We start from the raw sequence: 20,082 nt of genomic DNA on the forward strand, positions 1-20,082 counted from the left end.
GGAAAGGCGTGGTCTTGGAGTGGTTGCTGCTGGTGTTGTGGCTCCTCATCGCGGCGGTGATCGTGTTCATTCTGTGGGCGCTCCGCCGCGCGGAGGGGCACCGAAGCATGCCCTCGATCCGTATTCCACGACAGCGGTCGAGCTCTGGCTACAAGGGCAAGCCGGTCGCCGGGAAGCGTCGCGCTGACAGGCCTTGACCTCAGGTGCACCTGAGCCGCGACGATCGGGGCATGACCGACGTCCAGGAGTTCCGGATCACGCTGACCGTCGACGACTTCGACGCTGCCGTACGCCTCTACCGCGACGCGCTCGGTCTGCCCGAGGTGGCGGACTGGAGCAGCGACCAGGGGCGGGTGCTGCTGCTCGACGCGGGCCGGGCGACGCTCGAGCTCTTCGACGAGGCGCAGGCTGCGATGGTCGACGACCTCGAGGTCGGGCGGCGGGTGTCGGCGAAGGTCCGGTTCGCGCTGCAGGTGCCGGACGCCGATGCGGCGGCCGCGTCACTGGTCGACGCGGGGGCGACGGCGGTGGCGGACCCCGTACTGACGCCCTGGGGTGATCGGAACGCGCGGGTCGCTGCGCCGGACGGGATGCAGCTGACGCTGTTCGCGCTGGGTGATGGGTGATCAGCGCTTCGTCGGGTGGGGCTTCCGCAGGCTGTCGGGGAGCAGCTGGGCGCCGGGGCCCTGTGACGCGGCCCAGTCGCCGGCGTTGGAGAAGGCGCAGGAGCGGAGGCTGAGGCAGCCGCAGCCGATGCAGCTGTCGAGGCCACCCTTCAGCCGCTGCAGCGCGGCGATCTGGTCGTCGAGGCGGGCGCCCCAGTGCCGGGAGATGCGGTGCCAGTCGGCCTTGGTGGGGGTGCGGTTGCCGGGCAGCCGGCCGAGCTCGTCGCGGATCTCCTCGATCGTCAGGCCGACGTTGGAGGCCGCCCGGATGAAGGCGAGCCGGCGCAGGACGCTGCGCTCGAACCGCCGCTGCCCGCCACCCGAGCGGTGCGCCTCGATCAGGCCCTCGGCCTCGTAGTAGCGGATCGCCGAGGCGGCGAAGCCGCTGCGACTGGAGATCTCGCCCATCGGCAGCAGGTCTTTCGAATCCATCTGAGATTCCCCTTGAACTCAAGTTCACTTCAACTTGAACGATAGTCGCATGGACACGAAGACGACAGAACGGGTGGCACTCGTCACCGGAGGATCGGCCGGGCTGGGCCTGGCCCTGACAACCGCACTCGCGGAAGACGGCTGGCGGGTGATCACCGACGGCCGCAACGCTTCGACGTTCAAGGAGGCTGACCTCCCCGAGGGCGTGACGACGATCGTCGGCGACCTCACGGACGCCGACCACCGAGAAGACCTGCGGACCGAGGTCGAGCGGCACGGCCGGCTCGACCTGCTGGTCCACAACGCCAGCACGCTCGGCCCGCTGCCGATGAAGCCGCTGGCGGACGTCGACATCGCCGACCTCCAGCAGGTGTGGCGCACCAACATCGGCGGACCGCTGGTCCTCACGAGCACGCTGCTGCCGTGGCTGCGCGAGGCGGACGGCGTACTGCTCTCGATCAGCTCCGACGCCGCGGTCAACCACTACGAGACGTGAGGGCTCTACGGCGCGAGCAAGGCGGCGCTCGACCACGTGACCCTCACCTTTGCCGCCGAGACCGGCCTGACGGCGTACGCCGTCGACCCCGGCGACATGCGCACCGCGATGCACCAGGACGCGTTCCCCGGCGAGGACATCTCCGACCGCCCGCTGCCCGAGACGGTCGTCCCGCACCTGCTCGCGCTGCTCGAGGCGAGGCCCGAGTCCGGTCGCTACCAGGCTGCTGATCTCGGGGGTGACGTCCGATGACCCAGCTCACCGAGACCCCGCACACCCACTTCGCGGCCTCGGCCTTCGCGCCGCAGCCGGCGGAGGAGCGCGGGCTCGCCCGCGACGAGGTCCGCCTGCTCGTGGGGACGCCGGACGGGTTGTCGCACGAGCGGTTCCGCGACCTGCCCGACCACCTCGCTGCCGGCGACGTTCTGGTCGTGAACACCTCCGCCACGATCGCCGCCGAGGTCGACGCCGAGCTCGACAACCGGCCCGTCGTGCTGCACGTCGCCCACCACCTCGACGACGGCGACCGCGTGGTCGAGCTCCGCACCGCGCCCGATGCCGGACGCGCGATCCTCGACCGCCGGCCGGGTGACGAGATCACGGTCGGCGACGTCCGACTCACGCTGCGCGAGCCCTGGCCGGGAGCGGCCTCGTCGCCGACAGGTGTCGGCAACCGGCTCTGGCGTGCGACGGTGCGTGGCGACCTCGACCGCCAGCTCGACTGGAACGGCCGGCCGATCGCCTACGGCTACCTCGACCGCCGCTACCCGCTGGCGAGCTACCAGACCGTCTTCGGCCGGCACCCCGGCAGCGCCGAGATGGCGTCGGCCGGGCGACCGTTCACCGACGCCCTCGTCACCCGGCTGGTGACCGCGGGAGTGCAGCTCGCACCCGTCACGCTGCACACCGGCGTCTCCTCGCAGGAGGCGGGCGAGGCGCCGGGACCGGAGTGGTTCGAGGTCCCGCCGACGAGCGCACGCATCATCAACGGCGCCCGCGCCAACGGTGGACGGGTCATCGCGGTCGGCACGACCGCGACGCGGGCCGTCGAGTCGGCCGTCAACGGAAGACACGTCGTCGCGCACCGCGGCTGGACCGACCGGGTCATCACCCCGGAGGCCCCGCCGCAGGTCGTCGACGGACTGGTCACCGGCTGGCACGACCCGATGGCGTCACACCTGCTCCTCGTCGAGGCGGTCGCGGGCCAGCGCCTGACACAGGCGGCGTACGACGCTGCGGTGGCCGAGGGCTACCTCTGGCACGAGTTCGGCGACTCGGCGCTGCTGATGCGGCGCTGAGCTCAGAAGTCGCTGGTCCCGCGCAGCCGCTTCGGTCGGCCGTCGGGGTCGTAGAAGCGGCGGTAGACCGGCCCGGCCCACCGAGCCGTGCGGGCCGGGAGCCGCACCGGCTCGTGCACGCGGACGCGGCTCCCGGGCGCGCCGACCCGCTCGTTCCAGAGGGCCGTCGGGTCGCCGAGGTCGGCCAGCCGTGGGTCGTCCTCGGGCAGGCCGAGGTGCTCGGCCCACAGCGTCGTACGCACCCGGCGCGGCAGCTCGCCGTCGGGATCGACCACCGCGCAGGTGAGCTCGGAGTCGTGGGTCCACGAGCGGAGGTTGAGGTTGTCGGAGCCGATGGTCATCCACTCGTCGTCGACGATGCAGACCTTGGCGTGGACGTAGATCGGCGTCCCTGCAGCGTTCTCCAGGTCGAACATGCTGAACCGCTCGCCGCCCGCGTCGCGCAGGAGGTCGTGGGCGACCCGCTGGCCGTAGTGCGCGGGTGGGCCGCCGAACCGGCTCTCGTTCTCGGACCAGCGCGGGACGACCGCGATCACCTGCAGGTCGGGCTCGCGCCGCAGCGCCTCGGCGAGGGTGCCCGCGACGACGTCGGACCAGAAGTACTGGTCCTCGACGTAGATCATCCGACGCGCCTTCGCGAACGCCCGGGTGTAGGCCCGCGCGATCGACCGCTCGCCGTCCGGCGCGAAGGGGTAGTGCGGACGCTTCCAGGGATAGGTGCGCAGGACCTGGACCTGGTGGCGACCGGCCTCCGGCGGCGGGTCCCAGCGCTCGGGCAGCTGCTCGGGCCGGCGCGGCATCCGGGCGATGCGGTGCGCGACCGCGCGGTAGGGGTTGCGGTGGTCGAGGGGAGTGGCGTCGTCCCACCGCTCGGTGAAGGTGTCGAGCACGTGCGCGACGGCCGGCCCGCGGATCTCCGCCATCGCGTCGTGCCACGGCGGCGCGTCGCCGTACCGGTCGTCGAGCGGTGCCGCCTGCGGGTCACCGCCGTGCTCCGCGTCGTCGCGCCGGCTGTAGCAGAGGTCGATCCCGCCGACGAAGGCCACGTCGTCCTCTGGCCGCCCCTGGTGGCGGACGACGAACAGCTTCTGGTGGTGCGAGCCGCCCCACTTGACCCGCTCGTCGAGCAGCGCCTCGCCGCCGCACTCGTTGATGATCCGGCCGAGGTGGCCGTTCTCCTCGCCGTTGAGCTGACCGGGGTGCGAGCGCCACATGAGGGCGCGCACCTCGACGTCGCGACCGGCGGCGTCCCGCAGCAGCTCGGCCACCGTGGGTCCGTCCTCGGTCAGCCTCTCGTCGGCATCGCCGCGCCAGTCGGTGAAGAAGACCCGGTCGTCGGCTCCGGTGGCCTCGATGAGCTCGACGAGGCGCGCGAAGTAGGCCGCGCCGTGGATGCGCGGCACGACCAGGTTGCCCGACGTCCACGGACGCTCCGACTCCGGGAGGAACCACTCGCTCACTCCCACACCTTCCCCGACGCGGCCCGATCAGTCGACCGGGTGGGCCTTCGTCCGGCGCAGGGCGAGCGGCAGCGTCGCCGCGGCGATCGCGCCGCAGATCAGGAAGGCTGTGGTGAACGACGTGAGCTCGGCGATCACGCCGACCGCCACCGAACCCAGCGCCGTACCGGCATCGAAGCCGATGTTCCACCAGGCGCTCGCACGGTTGTGGTGCCGCGACGACACGGCGGCGAACGAGATCAGGAGCGTGAGGTTCTGAAGCCCGCCGTAGCAGAGGCCGAGCACCAGCATCGAGGCGAGGAAGAGGGCGCCGTTGTCGGTGCTCGCCACCCCCCACGCCACCCCGGCCATGGCGACCCCCGTGAGCGCGACCATGGGTACGACGAAGCGCTGGGCGCCGTGCCGGTCCGCGAGCACCCCGGCCCGCCACCGGCTGACCGCGGCTGCGAGCCCCATCAGGAACAGGCCGCCCGCAGCGACCGACGGGCTCTCGACCGCCTGCGGCGTGAACGTGATGACCGCTCCGCCCGCGAGCGTGACGGCGAGCAGCAGCAGGATCGGCCGCAGGAGCAGGCGGAGCACCGACACGTCCGCGTCGATCGGCGCGACCGCGTCGCCGTGCCTGGCAGCCGGCCGGATCGTCGAGGCGAGCCTCAGCGCGGCGGGGATGCCGACGAGCGGCAGGACGTTGAGGCCGAAGACCCACCAGAAGCCGAAGGTCTCCGCGATCCACGGACCCGCGGGGAGCAGCACGAGATTGGGGATCGCGACAGCGAGGCCGTAGACCCCGATCGCCTCGCCGCGGCGCCGCGGATCGACCAGCGCGGCGACCGCGGCGCTGCCGGTGACGGTCAGCACCCCGAAGCCGACGCCCCTCAGGGCGGAGAGGCCGAGGATCGCGGCGAGCCCGTCGCTGAGGCCGTACAGGATGCCGGGGACGCCCATCAGGACGAGCCCGGCGACGAGGACCGGACCCCAGCCGAACCGCTCCAGCGAGCGAGGGACGAGCAGCTGGGTGAGGACGGTGAAGAGCAGCAGCACGCCGTTGACCAGCCCGGAGCCGGCGGTGCCGGCCCCTCCCTCGACCGCCCAGAGCGGGGCGACGGTGAGGAGGAGGGCGTAACCGGAGAACCCTGCGCACGTCATCGCCGCCAGGGGTGCCATGCCCGGCTCCCGCCAGATCGGCCCCCGCGCAGTCACGGCCGGAGTCTAGGTGTGGCCGGACATGACAGGAGCCCCACGCCCTACCTACGGGCGCGGGGCTCCACTCATCTCCGCGTCAGGCCTGCTGGCCCAGCGCGAACTCGATGTTGCCCTCGGCGTCCACGCCGCCGTCCAGGACCTTGTCGTCCAGGAGCGCCGTGGCGGACTCGTCCACGTAGACCGTGGCGCCGTCCTGCTCGATGACCTGGTCCGTCGGCGCGGCCTGGTCGGCCGGGCTGACCGACAGCGACTGGCCGTCGGGCTCGGTCGCGATGCGGATGCCGGCGACGGCCGGCACCTCGTCGGTGAGGTGCTTCACGATCTCGGTCACGTTCTCGGTGAGAGCAAGCATGGGCTCTCCTTCCGTAGCGAATGTGTCCCCTCCACCATTGCGGGGATCGGCCGCTCGATCAAACTCGCTCGCTCCCGGGGCCCGCATCTGCCTAGGTTGGCGGGATGGCTGCCCGTCTGTACGCGCTGACCGTCCTCGCCTCGGATCCCGACGCCCTCGCCCTGTTCTGGCGCGACCTGCTCGGCGACAGCGAGGTGCCGATCCCCCTCGTCTTCACGAAGGCGGACCTGCCCCGCGTCGGGCTCAACCAGATCCACTTCCACCTCACCAGCTACACCGCGACGCAGGAGGCGAACGTCGAGCGCGCGCTGTCGCTCGGGGCGACGCACCTCGACGTCGGTCAGCGGCCCGACGAGGACCACGTCGTGCTCGCCGACCCGGAGGGCAACGAGTTCTGCATCATCGAGTCGACCAACAACTGGCTGGCCGGGACGGGGTTCCTCGGCGAGCTGGCTGCGGACGGTACGCGCGAGGTGGGGGTGTTCTGGGCAGCGGCGCTCGACTGGCCGCTCGTCCACGACGAGGACGGCGAGACCGCGATCCGCTCGCCCGAGGGCACGATGCTGGTCGCGTGGGGCGGGCCGCCGCTCAACGAGAAGCACGGGCGGAACCGGATGCACTTCGTGCTCGCGGCCTCCGGGGATCTCGACGTGGAGGTCGAGCGGCTGGTGGGGCTCGGGGCGTCGGAGGTCTCGCGGTCCGGGGGCCGGGTCGAGATGGCGGACCCGGACGGGAACGAGTTCTGGGTGCGGGCCTGACCGGGGCTGAGGTCTCGCTACGCCTCGCTCGTTCCTCGCTCGGCTACTCGACCAACGAGCGGCCTAGCGCTGGAGGTCGACGGCCTCGGGCGTGTGGAGGCGGACCATGAAGCGGCCGGCGTGGGCGGGGACCGTGGCGGCGGTGAGCCGCGAGACGACGACCATGGTGAGGATCGAGGCGGGCACCGACCAGGCGGCGGGTTGGCCGAGCAGGGCCGCGGCCCAGCCGGAGGACGGCGACGTACCCAGCGTCCAGGCGACCGCGGCGCCCGAGCCGAGCCCGCCGACCAGGAGCCCGGCGACGGCTCCGGTCGGGGTGAGGCCGCGCCACCAGATGCCCAGCATCAGCAGGGGCGCGAAGGTCGAGGCGGTCACCGCGAAGGCCAGGCCGACGGTGCGCGCGACCGCGACGTCCTGCGCAGGGAGTGACATGAGCAGGGGTACGACGACGGCGATGACCGCCGCGACCCGGAAGGCGGCGACCCCGCCGAGCCGGTGCGTCCCCCACCGCCGCCCGGTCACGTCCTGCGAGAGCACGCCGGCGACGGCGATCGTCAGCCCGGAAGACGTCGACAGGAAGGCGGCGAAGGCACCGGCAGTGACCAGCCCGGTGAGCACCTCGCCCAGCACCCCGCCCACCATCAGCGACGGCAGCTCGAGCACGAGGGTGTCCGACCCGCTGGCGACCAGGTCGGGTGCGTAGATGCGGCCGAGGGCGCCGTACACCGGCGGCAGGACGTAGAAGATGCCGAGCAGGCCGAGCACCGCGAGCGTCGTGCGGCGCGCGGCCCGGCCGTCGGGGTTGGTGTAGAACCGCACGACCACGTGCGGCAGGCCCATCGTGCCGAGGAACGTCGCGATGATGAGGGAGTACGTCGTGTAGAGCCCGATGCCGCCGCCCGGGGTGGCGAGCGGGATCGACCATGACGCCGGCGCCGCGGAGGCCGGGTCGGCCGCGCCGTCGGCCATCCAGACCGCGAGCAGGACGAAGACCGGGATGAGGAGCGCGGTGAGCTTCAGCCAGTACTGGAAGGCCTGGACGAAGGTGATCGACCGCATCCCGCCGGGGCTCACCGATGCCAGCACGACCAGCGCGACGACGAGCGATCCCGCCCACTGCGGCGCGTCGATCGTGGCGCGCAGGGTGACGCCCGCGCCCTGGAACTGCGGCAGCAGGTAGAGCCAGCCGATCCCGACGACCAGCACCGAGCAGAGCTTGCGCACGCCGCGCGAGCCCAGTCGCGCCTCGGCGAAGTCGGGCAGGGTGTAGGCCCCCGATCGCCGCAGCGGCGCGGCGACGAGCACCAGGAGGACGAGGTAGCCCGCGGTCCAGCCGACGGGGTACCAGAGCATCTCCGCGCCGAACGTCAGCAGCAGTCCGGCGACGCCGAGGAAGGACGCGGCGGAGAGGTACTCGCCACCGATCGCGCTGGCGTTGAGCCGTGGCCGGACGGTCCGCGAGGCGACGAGGAAGTCGCTCGTGGTGCGCGAGATCCGCAGCCCGAAGGTGCCGATCGCCAGGGTCGCGATCGACACCAGCACCACGGCGACGACGCCGGGGAGGATGCCGGTGTTCACCGGTCGTCCTCCGGCAGCACGGATCCCACGAGGTCGGCGAAGTCGCGCTCGTTGCTCTCGGCCCGCCGGATGTAGAGCCACCCGAGCAGCACCAGCCACGGGTAGGTCAGCACGCCGAGCAGCAGCCACGCCACGGGCATCGGCCCGACGCGGACGTCACCGAGCGACGGGAAGAGGTGGAAGACCAGCGGTAGCAGCCCGACCGTGAGGCCGAGCGCCGCGATCACCTGCAGCGCGAGCACCAGCTGCTCACGCAGCAGCGAGCGCATGAAGACCTCGCCCAGTGCGGACTCCGCGTCGATCTCACGCGCACCTGCAGGGCGTACGACGTCCGCGCGACGCCGCGGCGGCCCGGTCACCCGGACGCGGGGCTGCGGCTCGTCGCTCACAGCTCGCGCCGGGTCAGCACCGACCGCAGCTCGCGGGTGTGCCGCCGGCTCACCGGCAGCTCGGTCCCGCCGATGACGACGCTGACGCGGCCGCCCTCGCTGCGCACCTCCTCGACGTGGGGGAGCGCGACCAGGACGGAGCGGTGGATCCGGACGAAGCCCGCGGCCGCCCACTGCTCGGCGAGGGACGACAGCGGCGTGCGGACGAGGTGGGAGCCCTCGGCCGTGTGCAGCCGCGCGTAGTCACCCTGCGCCTCGACGTGGGTGATCTCCGAGCGGTTGATGAAGCGGGTGACCCCGCCTCGCTCGACGGGGATCTGCACGTCACCGGACGGTGCCGGGCCGCCGGCCTCGACGACGCGGCGTACGGCCTCGGCGAGGCGCTCCTCGCGCACCGGCTTGAGGACGTAGTCGACGGCCCGCAGCTCGAAGGCGGCGACGGCGTGCTCCTCGTGGGCGGTCACGAAGACCACCGGCGGCGGGTTCTTGAAGCGCGACAGCACCTGCGCGAGGTCGAGCCCGGTCAGGCCGGGCATCTGGATGTCGAGGAAGACCGCGTCGACCTCCTCGGCCTGCAGGACCCGCAGGGCCTCGGTCGCGGAGTCCGTGCCGCGGACCTCGCCGATGCGCGGGTCGCGACCGAGCAGGAAGGTGAGCTCGTCGAGGGCGGGGCGCTCGTCGTCGATGACCAGCACCTTGAGGTGTGTCATACCTGGACTCCTGGGGCGAACTTCGGCACCCGCACGATGACCTTGGTGCCGGCGCCGGGTGCGGTCTCGACCACCAGACCGTAGTCGTCGCCGTAGGCGTTGCGCAGCCTCGCGTCGACGTTGCCGAGACCCACGGAGTCCATCGACACGTCCCCGGCGAGCGCCTGGCGGACCCGCTCGGGGTCCTCGCCGGTGCCGTCGTCCTCGACCTCGATCACGCACTCCTGGTCGAGGTCGCGCGCGGTGATGGAGAGCCGGCCGACGCCGTCGGCCTTGTCGGCGCTGGCCTCGAGCCCGTGGCGTACGGCGTTCTCGACGAGCGGCTGGATGCAGAGGAACGGCACGGCGACGGGCAGCACCTCGGGCGCGACCTGCAGCGTCACCTGCAGCCGGTCGCCGAAACGTGCCTGCTCGAGCAGGAGGTAGCGCTCGACGGAGCGCAGCTCCTCGGCGAGCGTCGTGTACTCGCCGTGGCGGCGGAAGGAGTAGCGCGTGAAGTCGGCGAACTCGAGCAGCAGCTCGCGCGCGCGGTCGGGGTCCGTACGCACGAAGCTGGCGATCGCGCCGAGCGAGTTGTAGATGAAGTGGGGGCTGATCTGCGCGCGCAGGGCACGCACCTCGGCCTCCATCAGCCGGTTGCGCGAGAGGTCGAGCTCGGCGAGCTCGAGCTGTCCGCTGACCCACGAGGCGACCTCGTCGGCTGCGCGGACGAGCCCGCCGGTGGTGTGCGGCGCGCCGACGACCAGCGCGCCGACGAGGGTGTCCTCGACGACCAGCGGGCTGACGATCGCCTGCGTCACCTGGCAGCCGCCGTCGTCGCAGACCAGGGTCCGCTCGTCGACGATCATCGTGCGACCGGTCTCCGCGACCTGGCTGATCGTGCCCGCGAGCTGGCTGCGGTGGTGGGCGCCGAGGCCGTCCCACGCCAGCAGCCCGCTGGTGTCACCGAGCCCGGCGGCCGGGGTGCCGAGGAGGGCACGCAGGTGGCCGACGGACCGTTCGGCGCTCGCCGACGTCAGTCCCTCGCGGAGTGCCGGACTCGCCAGCGAGGCGTTGTGCAGGGCGCGGAAGGCGGCGCGGTCGGCCTCGCCGCCCAGGTACGTACGCCGCCACCGCCACCTCGCCACGGCACTGACCCTAGGCGCTGGCCGGCGTCCGGTGGCTCAGCGCTCGCAGGAGGTACGACGCTCGGCGCGGCACGAGTCGCGACCCTGCTCGCCGTCGACCGTGTCGCGACCCGGGCCGCCGAAGAACCTGTCGTTGCCCGGTCCCAGCTCGGCGGCGTCGCGGCCCGGTCCGCCGAATACGGCGTCGTCACCACCGACGGCGTAGAACATGTCGTTGCCGCGGCCGCCGACCATCCGGTCCTCCGAGCCCGCACGGCTGCTGATCCGGTCGTGTCCGCGGCCACCGACGAGGACCGTCGACCCGGTGCAGGTGTCGAACTCCTCGAAGGTGCCGTCCGAGTGGATCGAGACCGAGTCGGGGCCGTTTCGCGCATCGATGCGAGCGTCACAGCTGTTGGCGGACAGGTCGTTGGGGCCGCCGGTGCCAACCAGCCTGGTGCGTGGCGCGGAGACGAAACCGTCCTCGAAGCCGGCGGCGGAGAACGTGGTGTCGCCGCTGCGGACGGTGCCGCTGCGGAGGTCCCACTCGACGGAGCCGTCCTCGATCCCGAAGTCGAACCGGTCGCGACCGTCACCGCCGGCGAGACTGCTTCCGGCCGGGAGCACTGCGGGCACGGCGAAGGTGTCGTCACCACCGCCCAGGGCGGCGACGACGGGAACCGGATCGGACAGCCAGACCGTCTCTGCCTCGTCGCTACCCCGCACGTCGAGGGTCGCACCGGCGACGGCCGAGACGTAGAACCTCTCGACCTGCGTCCAGGTACGCATGAGCGCGCCGTCCCGCTGCAGCGCTCCGCCCACGTTGTCGAGGACGTGTGCGCCCGCAGACAGGGCCAGCCCGAGGCTGTCCGAGCCGGCACCGCCGTCGATGAGCGAGCCTTCCGCACGTACGCCGGTGAAGCTGAGCGAGTCGTCGCCGCCATCGCCGAGCAGGAGGTCGCCGTTGGCCGCCCCGTCCTGGCCGCTGCGGAGGGAGTCGTCGCCGCCTCCACCGATGAGCACGTCGGTGTCGCCGTCGACGTAGACCACCTCGCCGTTCACGAAGGTGATGGCGCCGGCGAGCACCTGGTCGTCGGACGCACCCCCCTCGAACCTGTCCGCGCCCTCGCCGAGGCGCAGGTCGACGCCCCACGAGCGGGCCGCGGTGCCGTCGACCACGTCGTTGCCCGCACCGGTGTCGATGCTGATGCCGTACGTCGTCCCCGAGCGGCCGTCGCGTCCGGTGACACACACCAGGTCGTCGCCGCCGAAGGTGTCGACCTTGGAGCTGCCGTTGGTGACCACGACGTCGCGACCCTCGGTCCCGGCGATCACCTTGGTGCGCTCGCCCACGATCGTGGCGGCCTCACCGCGGCAGGTCTCGCCCGCCGCGGTCGCGACCGAGGTCGGTGCCAGCAGGGTGAGGCCGAGCGCCGCAGCGGCCCCCAGCGTCGTACGTCGTGTGCTCATCGCTCGCACTTCCGCTCGCGCTCGGCGACACAGGAGTCGCGACCGGCGCTGCCGTCAGCCAGGTCGCGGCCGCCCTCGCCGCGCAGGATGTCGCGGCCCTCCTCACCGAGGAGCTTGTCCGCCCCGCTGCCGCCGCGGACGACGTCGTCACCCGTCCCGGCCTCGACCCGGTCGGCCCCTGCTCCACCGACGATCCGGTCGGCGCCCGGATCGCCGCGCAGGATGTCGTCACCACCACCGCCGAGGAGGCGGTCGGGGCCCGGGCTGCCGTAGAACGAGTCGGCGCCCGCTCCGCCGCGCATGACCGAGGACCTCGAGCACGAGTAGGAGTAGGTCTCGAAGACGTAGTCGGGGTCGAAGATCAGCTCGTCGTCCCCGCGGCCGCCCACGATCGACGTCGTGCAGCCGAAGGCGACGAGGGTGTTGTCCTGCTCGTCGCCGATCAGGGAGACGCGACGCGCCATCAGGAACGCGTCCTCCACCCCAGCGGCGTTGAAGACGTCGTCGCCGACCTCCAGCTCGCCCTCCTCGAGGTCGAGGGCGAGGGTGCCCTTCGAGCGCGCGGCGACGAGGTCGTCGACCCCGGCGCCGGCGTCGATCCGGCTGCCGGCACCGAGGGCGGTCCCGTCGAGCTGGGCCCGGTCGTCCCCGCCGAGGAGGTCGGCCACGAGCGTCGATGTGCTGCTGTCGAGGAAGCGGACGTTGAGGTAGTCCGGTCCGTTCGTTCCGGAGTAGTCGATCGAGGCGCTGCGCGCCTGCAGCTCGAGCCCCTCGAAGGAGGAGAAGAGGGCGAGGGCGCCATCGGTCCGGTAGGTGCCGGCGGCCATGTCGAAGGCGTCACCGCCGGGGGAGCCGACCGCGGCCCGGAAGGTGTCGAGGCCCTCGCCGCCGGCGAGCAGGCCGTCGGCAGCCGTGCGCAGTCCCTGCAGCTCGAGCCTGTCGTCGCCGACACCCAGGTCGACGACGTCCGAGCCGCCCGAGGTGGTCACCCCGTCATTGCCGGTGCCGGTGCGCACCGTGTCGACCTCCGTCGTGACTCCGTCCGCGTCGCCCGTGAGGACGGTGTCGTCCGACGCGCCACCCTCGAACAGGTCGGCGCCCGGACCGAGGTCGATGTCGACGTAGTAGTTCTGCGACGCGCCAGCGGTGTCGACCACGTCGTTGCCGGTGCCGGCATCGACGTCGAGCACGTTGAAGTTGGTCCGGACCGGCACGACGCAGATCAGGTCGTCGCCACCCAGTGCATCGACCTCGGTGGCGGCACCGGTCACGATGACGTCGCGGCCCTCGGTGCCGGTGAGCGTGCTCCCGGTCCCCACGATCGTGGCCGCCTCACCGCGGCAGGTCTCGCCGGCGGCGCCCGCCGAGGTGGTGGGCGCGAGCAGGGCCAGGCCCAGCATGGCGGCTGCGGTCAGTGGTGTCTTACGACGCATGGTTCCCCCAGAGAAGTGCAGTGCGTTCAGCGGAAGTCGATGAGCAACATGTCGGTGTCGCCGCCGTCGCTCACGGTCGGTCCCTCCTGTGACGGCTCGTCGTCCCCGGAAGTTGTCTGCTCGTCGCGATCGATCACGACGGCGCGGTAGCAGCGGGTGACGTAGGGGATCTGCATGCCGTCCATGCCGCGGCCGTAGTCGGCGTAGAAGGCACGCACCTCCTCGAGGTGCTGCTCCTGTCCGGCCTCGTCCATCGCGAGGTACGACGACCGCGAGCGCGCCAGGTCGAGGATGCTCTCGCGGTTGACCTCCTGCCAGTGCTTGAACGAGGTCTCCTCCATGAAGCCGAAGAGGTCGCTGTGCACCAGGTGCTGCGCCGAGCTGGTGTCGAGGTCCTGCCTGCCGAGGAGGTCGCCCATCCTGCGCACCCACGGGATCCGCTCGTCACGGCTGTTCCACACGAGCGCGACGTGGCCGCCGGGCTTGAGGATGCGGGCGATCTCGGGCAGCGCGACCTCGTGGTCGAACCAGTGGAACGCCTGCGCCACGACCACCACGTCGACCGAGCGGTCGTTGGCCGGGATGTCCTCGGCGGTCGCGACCTTGGCGCTGACCTCGGGCACGCGCTCGTGCAGCACCTCGAGCATCGCCTCGTCGGCGTCGGTCGCGAAGACCGCGTGACCCGCGTCGACCAGCTGGCGGGTGAGCTTGCCCGTCCCAGCGCCGAGCTCGAGGACCACCTTGGCCTCGCCGCCGGTCAGCCAGGTGACGGCTTCGGCCGGGTACGCCGGCCGGCCCCGGTCGTACGCCTCGGCGACGGTGCCGAAGGACCGCGCACGGCCGCCGGTGGCTGGGGTCTCGGGGAGTTCGTCGCTCATCCGGGTCAGGCTACAAGCGGCGCCGTGGCGCAGGCGTCAGCGACGTACCTCGCACCGCTTGACGGTCTCGGCCGAGCAGGTGTCGCGGCCGCGGTCGCCGTCGGCGCGGTCGCGGCCGGGGCCGCCGACGAGGACGTCGGAGCCGCGTGCCCCGAACAGCCGGTCGTTGCCGGCGCCGCCGGAGAGCCGGACACCGCGACCGTCGCGGCAGGTGACGCGGGACCCACGTGGCGTGTCGACGTACGCCGAGAGCGTGTCGCGGCCGCCGCGTCCCTCGACAGTGCCGCGGCACGGGCCGATCTCGATCTCGTTGCGACCCGAGGTGCCGACGACGTCGACCCGTGGTGCGAGGAGTGACGCGTCCTCGAATCCTCGCGCGGCGACCGTGTCGCCGCGCCCGACCCCGAGCCGGCCCCGTCCGAGGTCGAGGTCCAGGTCGAGCCGCGCGTACATGCCCAGCGCGAAGCGGTCCGTGCCCTTCCCGCCGCTGAACGAGGACCTGGGGTGTCCGTTGCCGTAGTAGGTGAGCTGCACCTCGTCGTCACCGCGCCCGAGGTTCACGTCGAGCCGGGTGCTCGGCACCGGTCCGGTGACCGCCAGGTGCTCGTCGGCGTCGCCGCCCAGGAACATGAGGCGCGCCAGGTCGGAGGTCGCCGCCACCGAGAACCGGGTGAAGCCGGAGAAGTCCTGGCCGGGCTGGCCCGCGACCGCCAGGAGGCCGCGGTCCGCGTAGACCGACATCCCGGACGTCTCGGGCTGGAGGCGCAGGGTGCTGTCGACCCCGCCCAGGAGCGAGGCGCTGCCCGTCGACGTGCCGCTCCACCAGAGCTCGACGTAGCCCGCTCGCACCCGGTCGTCGTTGGGCTGTCCGGGCTGGCCGGAGTGGACGACGTCCTGCAGCTCGCTGCGGGGGCCGGTGTCGACGACGTCCCGGCCGCGGTCGTCGGTCTCGCCGTCTCCCGCGACGACCGTGTCCTTGGCGCCAGACCCGGTGAAGGTGTCGTCGCCCTCGCCGAGGAACGTCGTGATGCCGGTGGCCGCCGTGGCGTCGACGACGTCGTTGCCGGGTCCCGCCTTCACGATCGGGTCCCCGTAGCCCGCGTCGATGCAGATGAGGTCGTCCCCGCCCAGTGCATCCACCGCGCTGGCGGTGTTGGAGTAGATGACGTCGGCGCCCTCGGTGCCCACCACCTGGGTGGCGCCGGTGCCGTCGATCGTCACCGCCTTCCCCTGGCAGGACGGCGCCAGCGCCGTCGCGACGGTCGGCTGCAGCAGTGCTGCGCCGATCAGTGCGGTCGAGAGCAGCATCGAGGTCCTGCGCACGTGTTCCCCCCTGTGTCGTGTGGTGCGGTCGACCATAGACGCGCGGCAGGTCGGAGAAGTTGCCGAGCCCTACGCTGAGGTCCGTGAGCACGCTCGATCGCCTCGACGCGGGGCCGGTGCAGGAGACGGTCACGCGGCTCGAGGCACGCATCGCGGCCCGCTTCCCCGACCGTGGGCTGCGTGCGGTCGCGGGTGAGCTCATGGAGCTCACCACGCAGGTGAGGGACGTGGCCGTCGAGGTCCGTGACCGACTGCGGTGGGTACGCCTCGCCTCCCGCGTCGCCGCGCTGCTCGTCCTGGCGGCCACCGTGCTCGTCTTCGTGCTCGCGTCGCGCGACGCCGTACGAGCCGGGCCGGACCGGTCGTTCGAGTGGGTGCCGCTGATCGAGTCGACCATCAACGACCTGGTCTTCGCCGGCCTCGCGCTGTGGTTCCTCTACGCCCTGCCCCAGCGGCTCGTGCGCAGCCGGCTGCTCGGCCTGCTCCACAAGCTGCGGTCACTCGCGCACATCGTCGACATGCACCAGCTCACCAAGGACCCCGAGCGGCTGAGGTCCGACTTCGTCCCGACCGACGCCACGGTCGACATCGGCAACCTCGACCGCAGCCAGATGGAGCACTACCTCGAGTACTGCTCCGAGCTGCTCTCCCTCATCGGCAAGGTCGCGGCGCTGTGCGCGGAGGAGTCGCAGGACGCGCTCGTGCTGACCACCGTGAGCGACCTCGAGACCCTGACGACCAGCATGTCGCGCAAGGTCTGGCAGAAGATCTCGCTGCTGTCGCGCAGCGGCTGACTCAGGCCCGCTTCTCGCAGGTCCGGCGCTGCTCGCCGCTGCAGACGTCACGCCCGCCGCGCCCCTCGACGCGGTCCTTCCCTGGTCCGCCGGTGAGCCGGTCGTTGCCCGACCCGCCGAGGAGGACGTCGTTGCCGTGTCCTCCGAACGCAGTGCCTCGCCACGAGCCACATCGCGGCGGGTCCCAGGTGTCGTCGATCTCGTCGGAGAACGCCACGACGTCCCGGCCCTTCCGGGAGCTGACGGTCGCCCGGCACGCCACCACGGTGATCTCCTCACTGCCGCGGGCGCCCCGCACGTCGGCGTAGCGGGCGCCGAGGGTGAGGTCCTCGAAACCCTGGGTCTGGCCGATGCTCTTCCCCCCGCCGGGTCCGATGGCGACGACCCGCGCCCGGTTCGTGTCGGCCGTGACCTCGTGACGCGGGAGGTTGAGCAGGATGCGGTCGCGTCCACCGTTGCCCCGCACCTGGTTCTCCTCGCGGCTCCCCAGCCCGTCGGACTCGTACACGTCGTCCCCGCCGCCCATCGCGACGTAGCGGCCCCACCCCTGGTCCGCCCGGAGCGTGAACCGCTCGGGAAGTCGTCCGCCTCGGAAGTAGACGTACCCCTCCTTCGCCGTGGCGGCGAGCTCGAAGCCGGTGAAGCCGCTGAAGGTGAGCGAGGTGTCGGCGGACTCCATCGTGCCGGCGCGGGCGTCGAGGTCGATGTCCGCGCTCGACGAGCCGAGCAGCAGGAAGCCGTCGCTGCTCGCCGTCACGGCACCGGGTGAGCTCTGGCGACCGTGCCACTGCACGCTGCCGGTGGCGATGTCGACGACGTCGGGGTTCGCGAGGTTGCGTTCGCCGGTGGTGACGGTGGCCGAACCCGTCACGCGTACGACGTCGGGCTCGGCGTCGAGCATGGCAAGGGAGCCGCCGGTGTCGGACCGACCGGTGCTGACCGCCTGCTCGCGGTCGTTGGTCGCGACGAAGGTGTCGGCCCCGTCTCCGAGCTCGGTGCGGGTCGACCAGCGCTCCGCCGACACCTCGACCGAGTCGTCACCGGCGCCCGTGTCGATGACGACGACGCGCGACGTGTCCGGTGACCCGATCACGTCACCGGTGACGCACACCAGGTCGGTGCCGCCGAGCGCTGCGACGGTCGAGGCGCCGTTGGTCACGACGACGTCCGGCCCCTCGGTCCCCACGAGGGCCTGGCTGTCCGTGCCGACGACGGTGGCCGGCTGCCCCTGGCAGGTCTCTCCCGCGGCCTGCGCTCCCGCCGGCACGAGGAGCGCCAGGCCGAGTGCGGCGGTGGTCAGGGCGGTGGTGGTGCGGGACATGTGTCTCCCCCGAGATCGATGAGTGGTCAGCGTAGGTCGTGCGTGGCGCCTCAGCGACGGACCTCGCACCGCGTCGTCCGCTCCGCCGAGCACACGTCGCGGCCGGAGCCGCCGTTGGCCCTGTCGCGACCGGGACCGCCGAGGAGGACGTCGGCGCCGCCGTCGCCGACGAGGAGGTCGTCCCCGCCGCCGCCCTCGAAGTGGGTCCGCGGGGCCTTGCACGAGAAGTAGCCCAGGTAGTTGAGCGTGGTCACCGGCGACACCCTGTCGTCCCCGCCGAGTGCGCGGACCCGGGTCCGGCACGAGTAGGCCCGGAGGTCGTTGTCGCCGGTGGTCCCGGTCAGCTCGATGAGCCCGGCCACGACCTCGGCGTCCTCGAAGCGGGTCGCGTCGGCCGGGACCGCGTTGCGCTGCTTGCCGGCCAGCAGGCGACCACGACCCAGGTCGAGGCGCACCTCCTTGCGCACCATGGCGATGCCGAGCTGGTCGCGTCCGCCGCCGCCGTCGAAGACGTTGACCCGCCGGTGGATGCGGTCGGTCTGGAGGGCGATGACATCGTCGCCACCGCCCATGCGGACGTCGTACGCCGAGTTGCGGGTGGTGTCCATCAGGAGCGTCTCGTCGGCGTCGCTGCCGCGGAAGTCGATGTGGCGCGTCTCGCCGCGGTTGGTCAGGAGGAAGTCGCTGAACCCGGCCAACGCGCCGGTGGCGCCGTCGCGGGTGAAGGTGCCGGCGGCGGTGTCGATGCTGACCCGGTCGGCGTCGGTCGTCTCGAGGGTGAGCTCGCTGCCGCGCGTGCCGTCGAGGACCGTCTGCGAGGTCGGCGCCCCGTGGAGCTCGACCGTGCCGGCGCTCCCGCCATCGCCCGGCGTGCCGCCTGCGAGGCGCACCTCGTCCGGGTTGGGCTGGCCGGGCTCGCCGCTGATGACGTAGTCGCCGTACCTCCGACCCGCCGGTCCGCCGTCGATGACGTCGCGGTCCCGGTCGACGAGGTCGCGGCGGGGGCGGGTGCCGGCCCAGACGACGTCGCTCGCGGTGGAGCCGACGAACTGGTCGCTGCCGGTGCCGAGGACGGTCGTGGTGAACTTGCCGCGGTCCTGGCTGCGGTCCACGACGTCGTTGCCCTCGCCGGTGTCGACGCGGCCGTTGACGTCACCCGTGACGCAGACGAGGTCGTCGCCACCGAGGGTCCGCACCGGCTCGGCGCCGTTGCTGACCACGACATCGGGTCCCTCGGTGCCGACGAGGCCGGCGTCGGGTGTCCCGACGTGGGTGGCGGGCACGCCGCGGCACGTCTCGCCGGCGGCTTCGGCCGTCGTCGGTGCGAGCGTCGCGAGCGCCAGCAGGGCTGCTGCGGTCAGGGCAGTGGTGCGGAACATGTGTCTCCCCCGAGATAGATGAGTGGTCACCGTACGTCGGGTGTGTGACACCGCTGCGGCTGCAAAGGTTGCCGCCGATACCGTCCTCCCATGACCGACCCCCTCGCCTGGCTGACCGAGCTCGAGGGCGTCCGCTCGGCCTACGCCGGCACGCGCGACGGCATCGACGTGATGCTGCGCGACCGCGGGCTGCGTCGTACGTCGCCCGAGATGACCGCCGACTCGCTGCTGCGCGGCGCCCATGCGAGCGCCGTGCTGGAGGGGTCCTCGTCGTCGCTGGAGCAGGTGCGCACGGGGGAGGTCGACTCCGTCGCGGCCGACGCGGTGCGCCTCTCGGCGTCCATGCTCGCGCTGGCCCCGCTCCTGAAGACCGCACCGCTGCAGGCGATCGCGCGGCTCCACGCGGTCGTCGGGTCGTCCGCGCTGGCGCCCGACGAGCTGGGCCGGCCCCGTGACGCTGCCTCCGCCGACCGGCTGCGCGGTGTCTCCGAGCTGCTCCTGTCCGACACAGAGGCGCCGGCCCTCCTGGTCGCCGCGGTCGCGCATGCCGACGTGGCGACGGCCGCCCCGTTCGCCTCGCACAACGGCATCGTCGCCCGTGCGCTGGAGCGGCTGGTGCTCGTCGCGCGCGGCGTCGACGCCAAGTCGCTGGTCGTGCCCGAGGCCGGCCACCTCGCCCACCGGGCGGCGTACGAGTCCAACCTGCGTGCCTACCGCGACGGCGGCCCGAGCGGGGTCCACGCCTGGGCGTTGTACGGCGCCGAGGCGTTCGCCGCGGGGGCCGAGGCCTCGCCGCTGCGGTCCTGAGCATGCGAGCGGCACCCGTTCACGAAGACCGGGTGCCGCCGCTGACACGTGATGCCGTGGCTACCAAGCGTGCATTCTCTAAGTCGCCGCCCTCAGGGACATCCCGAATGGCTAGCACCCCATCGGATGGGTGGATCGCCGCGTGGGTACCCGGTTCACGTGCTGCTGTGGAGTTCTTGAGTCAGTTCTAGTCCTGCCCGCAGGCACCTTCAAGGGTTGACTTTGCCGGT

General features: G+C 72.5%; 21 protein-coding genes. 7 read left to right on the top strand and 14 right to left on the bottom strand.

Translation table 11 applies throughout. The features are described from left to right. Positions 1-230 precede the first annotated feature (230 nt). Positions 231-626 carry a VOC family protein gene (locus EUA06_RS12290; RefSeq protein ID WP_129475995.1) on the top strand — a complete coding sequence of 132 codons (396 nt, stop codon included), beginning with the start codon at positions 231-233 and terminating at the stop codon, positions 624-626. On the opposite strand, the gene soxR is transcribed toward EUA06_RS12290, so the two are convergent. Continuing rightward, on the bottom strand, positions 627-1,097 hold the full coding sequence (gene soxR, locus EUA06_RS12295; protein WP_129475997.1) for a redox-sensitive transcriptional activator SoxR: 471 nt from the start codon (positions 1,095-1,097) through the stop codon (positions 627-629). It abuts the gene before it with no gap. A 49-nt stretch (positions 1,098-1,146) separates the two neighbouring features. On the opposite strand from soxR, the gene EUA06_RS23030 reads away from it, so the two are divergent. Genes EUA06_RS23030 through EUA06_RS12305 form a run of 3 tightly spaced genes read left to right on the top strand, consistent with a single transcriptional unit; the run spans position 1,147 to position 2,891 of the window. Beyond that, positions 1,147-1,593, top strand: coding sequence for an SDR family oxidoreductase (locus EUA06_RS23030; protein ID WP_242498116.1), 447 nt, complete (start codon positions 1,147-1,149; stop codon positions 1,591-1,593). Between the two features lie 36 nt (positions 1,594-1,629). Beyond that, positions 1,630-1,845, top strand: coding sequence for a Rossmann-fold NAD(P)-binding domain-containing protein (locus EUA06_RS23035; protein WP_242498117.1), 216 nt, complete (start codon positions 1,630-1,632; stop codon positions 1,843-1,845). Further along, positions 1,842-2,891 carry an S-adenosylmethionine:tRNA ribosyltransferase-isomerase gene (locus EUA06_RS12305; RefSeq protein ID WP_129475999.1) on the top strand — a complete coding sequence of 350 codons (1,050 nt, stop codon included), beginning with the start codon at positions 1,842-1,844 and terminating at the stop codon, positions 2,889-2,891. The genes EUA06_RS23035 and EUA06_RS12305 overlap by 4 nt, the downstream gene beginning before the upstream one ends. A 2-nt stretch (positions 2,892-2,893) precedes the next feature. On the opposite strand, the gene EUA06_RS12310 is transcribed toward EUA06_RS12305, so the two are convergent. From EUA06_RS12310 to EUA06_RS12320, 3 genes are all read right to left on the bottom strand, one after another. Continuing rightward, on the bottom strand, positions 2,894-4,351 hold the full coding sequence (locus EUA06_RS12310; protein ID WP_242498118.1) for a phospholipase D family protein: 1,458 nt from the start codon (positions 4,349-4,351) through the stop codon (positions 2,894-2,896). A gap of 27 nt (positions 4,352-4,378) precedes the next feature. After that, on the bottom strand, positions 4,379-5,551 hold the full coding sequence (locus EUA06_RS12315; RefSeq protein ID WP_207208332.1) for an MFS transporter: 1,173 nt from the start codon (positions 5,549-5,551) through the stop codon (positions 4,379-4,381). 79 nt (positions 5,552-5,630) lie between these two features. Then, the gene (locus EUA06_RS12320) at positions 5,631-5,906 is read right to left on the bottom strand and encodes a Fe-S cluster assembly protein HesB (protein WP_129476005.1); all 276 of its coding nucleotides are present in this window, start codon (positions 5,904-5,906) and stop codon (positions 5,631-5,633) included. A 104-nt stretch (positions 5,907-6,010) separates the two neighbouring features. On the opposite strand from EUA06_RS12320, the gene EUA06_RS12325 reads away from it, so the two are divergent. Further along, on the top strand, positions 6,011-6,664 hold the full coding sequence (locus tag EUA06_RS12325; RefSeq protein WP_129476007.1) for a VOC family protein: 654 nt from the start codon (positions 6,011-6,013) through the stop codon (positions 6,662-6,664). A gap of 63 nt (positions 6,665-6,727) precedes the next feature. On the opposite strand, the gene EUA06_RS12330 is transcribed toward EUA06_RS12325, so the two are convergent. Genes EUA06_RS12330 through EUA06_RS22740 form a run of 8 tightly spaced genes read right to left on the bottom strand, consistent with a single transcriptional unit; the run spans position 6,728 to position 15,551 of the window. Continuing rightward, positions 6,728-8,242 (bottom strand): sodium/solute symporter, encoded by a 1,515-nt coding sequence (locus EUA06_RS12330; protein ID WP_129476009.1) that lies wholly within the window; start codon positions 8,240-8,242, stop codon positions 6,728-6,730. After that, on the bottom strand, positions 8,239-8,631 hold the full coding sequence (locus tag EUA06_RS12335) for a hypothetical protein (RefSeq protein ID WP_129476012.1): 393 nt from the start codon (positions 8,629-8,631) through the stop codon (positions 8,239-8,241). The genes EUA06_RS12330 and EUA06_RS12335 overlap by 4 nt, the downstream gene beginning before the upstream one ends. Continuing rightward, on the bottom strand, positions 8,628-9,341 hold the full coding sequence (locus EUA06_RS12340; RefSeq protein WP_129476015.1) for a LytR/AlgR family response regulator transcription factor: 714 nt from the start codon (positions 9,339-9,341) through the stop codon (positions 8,628-8,630). The genes EUA06_RS12335 and EUA06_RS12340 overlap by 4 nt, the downstream gene beginning before the upstream one ends. Further along, positions 9,338-10,468: a sensor histidine kinase gene (locus EUA06_RS12345; RefSeq protein WP_129476017.1), complete on the bottom strand. Its 1,131-nt coding sequence runs from the start codon at positions 10,466-10,468 to the stop codon at positions 9,338-9,340. Before EUA06_RS12345 ends, EUA06_RS12340 begins: the two co-directional genes overlap by 4 nt. A gap of 36 nt (positions 10,469-10,504) precedes the next feature. Beyond that, positions 10,505-11,917 (bottom strand): calcium-binding protein, encoded by a 1,413-nt coding sequence (locus EUA06_RS12350; RefSeq protein ID WP_129476019.1) that lies wholly within the window; start codon positions 11,915-11,917, stop codon positions 10,505-10,507. Then, positions 11,914-13,350: a calcium-binding protein gene (locus EUA06_RS12355; protein WP_129476021.1), complete on the bottom strand. Its 1,437-nt coding sequence runs from the start codon at positions 13,348-13,350 to the stop codon at positions 11,914-11,916. Before EUA06_RS12355 ends, EUA06_RS12350 begins: the two co-directional genes overlap by 4 nt. Before the next feature lie 26 nt (positions 13,351-13,376). Next, entirely contained in the window at positions 13,377-14,228 is an 852-nt protein-coding gene (locus EUA06_RS12360; RefSeq protein ID WP_129476024.1) for a class I SAM-dependent methyltransferase, read from the bottom strand. 36 nt (positions 14,229-14,264) lie between these two features. Next, positions 14,265-15,551 (bottom strand): hypothetical protein, encoded by a 1,287-nt coding sequence (locus tag EUA06_RS22740; RefSeq protein WP_207208333.1) that lies wholly within the window; start codon positions 15,549-15,551, stop codon positions 14,265-14,267. 83 nt (positions 15,552-15,634) lie between these two features. Here EUA06_RS22740 and EUA06_RS12370 point away from each other — a divergent pair, with 83 nt between their 5' ends. After that, the gene (locus tag EUA06_RS12370; protein WP_129476027.1) at positions 15,635-16,345 is read left to right on the top strand and encodes a hypothetical protein; all 711 of its coding nucleotides are present in this window, start codon (positions 15,635-15,637) and stop codon (positions 16,343-16,345) included. A gap of 1 nt (position 16,346) precedes the next feature. On the opposite strand, the gene EUA06_RS12375 is transcribed toward EUA06_RS12370, so the two are convergent. Both EUA06_RS12375 and EUA06_RS22465 read right to left on the bottom strand, forming a co-directional pair. Further along, on the bottom strand, positions 16,347-17,666 hold the full coding sequence (locus tag EUA06_RS12375; RefSeq protein WP_129476030.1) for a hypothetical protein: 1,320 nt from the start codon (positions 17,664-17,666) through the stop codon (positions 16,347-16,349). A gap of 50 nt (positions 17,667-17,716) precedes the next feature. After that, complete coding sequence (locus EUA06_RS22465; protein WP_165354373.1) at positions 17,717-19,045, bottom strand: hypothetical protein; 1,329 nt, start codon at positions 19,043-19,045, stop codon at positions 17,717-17,719. A 90-nt stretch (positions 19,046-19,135) separates the two neighbouring features. On the opposite strand from EUA06_RS22465, the gene EUA06_RS12385 reads away from it, so the two are divergent. Further along, complete coding sequence (locus EUA06_RS12385) at positions 19,136-19,852, top strand: Fic family protein (RefSeq protein ID WP_129476032.1); 717 nt, start codon at positions 19,136-19,138, stop codon at positions 19,850-19,852. Positions 19,853-20,082: the final 230 nt, after the last annotated feature.

The organism is Nocardioides glacieisoli (genome assembly GCF_004137245.1).
GTDB lineage: Bacteria > Actinomycetota > Actinomycetes > Propionibacteriales > Nocardioidaceae > Nocardioides > Nocardioides glacieisoli.